Consider the following 1,454-nt stretch of genomic DNA (forward strand, 5'->3'; position numbering starts at 1 on the left):
GCCGAGTTCACCTTCTTGCCGGTCGACAGACGCGACTGGGTGGTGGCGAGGAGGTCGGCGGTGGACTGGAGAGAGAGCAGGTTCTGGCGAACCGACGCAGAGAGAACGATACCGGACATAACTCTTACCCTTCTGGTTTACGCGTCTTCGTTCGATCGCTTCGGATCGAGTGACGCGCGCAGCCTGCAGGGACATGGCTAACAAAGGGTGAAACGCGCATCGTCCACATAAGCGTCGGTTCACCATAGAAAGATGAGCGGCGCCGCGCGGTCGGGCAATCAGACTGAAATCATTGGCGATTCTCTGCGCTTACGCGCCATTAACCATAACCGGCGGTTACTTTTCGGGAGCTTTGCCGGAGGCGTTTCGAAACCGAACGCCAACAAAAAAGCGGCGGGGCCGAAGCCCCGCCGCGATGACTTGATTGCGATGTCGTCAGCTATTAGCGGAGCAGCTGGAGCACGCTCTGCTGCGACTGGTTTGCCAGGGACAGCGCGGAGACCGCGATCGACTGGCGGGTCGACAGCGCCTGGCTGTTGGCCGCTTCCTCGTTGGTGTCGGCCAGCGTCAGGTTGGACGAGCCGGTCTGCAGCACGTTGATCAGGTTCTTATTGAAGTCCTGACGAACCTGCACAACCGAGAGGTTCGAACCGAGGGTCGAAGCCTCCGATCGCAAGGTGCTCGACGCGGTGTTCAGCTTGGCGAGCACCTTGTTGCTCGCGGCGTTGTCGATGAAGTCGGTGCCCTGCGTCAGCGCGGCGAGACCCAGACCCTTCGAGTTGAAGGTCACGCCGGTGATGTTGAGGTTCGACTTGCCGGTCTCGTCGAACACCAGCTTGAGCTGGTCGCCGTTGAGCAGGTTGACACCGTTGAACGAGGCGTCCAGCGAGGTCGTGTCGATCTGCGTCATGATGTTGTTGTACTGATTGACCAGGTTGGAACGAGTCGCCTGGGCAACAGCATCAGCAACGGGCGCGGTCGGGTTCGACCAGGTCAAGGCGGACGTGACCGTGCCGCCGATCGCGCCGCCAGCAACGGCCGAGCCGAGCGTCGAGGACGCATAGTCGTTGGTGGCGGAGACCGTGAGCAGGCCGTTGGCGTCGATCGTGGCCGACAGGTTGTTGGCCTGAAGCTGCGTGTTGAGCTGATCGAGCGTCTTGACCGTGCCGCCGGTGCCGTCGCCAAAGGTAACGTTGACCGCCGTGCCACCGTTGAAGGAGGTGAAGGTCAAGGTCTTGCCTGAGATGCCGCCGGCTGCCGCAGCGCGGCTCGCGGTGAACGAGGTGCCCGTACCAGTCGAGCCGGTGAGGCCGAGGGTCGAGAGCGCATTGCCCGTGCCGGTGATGGTCAGATCCGAGCTCGCACCGGTCGAGATGTGCAGCGCGCCGGCGACGATCGAGGAGGCGGTCTGGCCGCTCGCAGTGTTGACGGTCGCCGTACCGCCGGAGTTGGAT

General features: G+C 62.6%; 1 protein-coding gene. It reads right to left on the minus strand.

Annotated elements, in window-relative coordinates; translation table 11 throughout:
* Positions 1 to 442: 442 nt before the first annotated feature.
* Positions 443 to 1,454: DUF1522 domain-containing protein (locus BM374_RS37695; protein ID WP_283807123.1), on the minus strand; the 1,012-nt coding region annotated here is incomplete at its 5' end.

This window comes from Bradyrhizobium sp. Ghvi, from assembly GCF_900115265.1.
Lineage (GTDB): Bacteria > Pseudomonadota > Alphaproteobacteria > Rhizobiales > Xanthobacteraceae > Bradyrhizobium.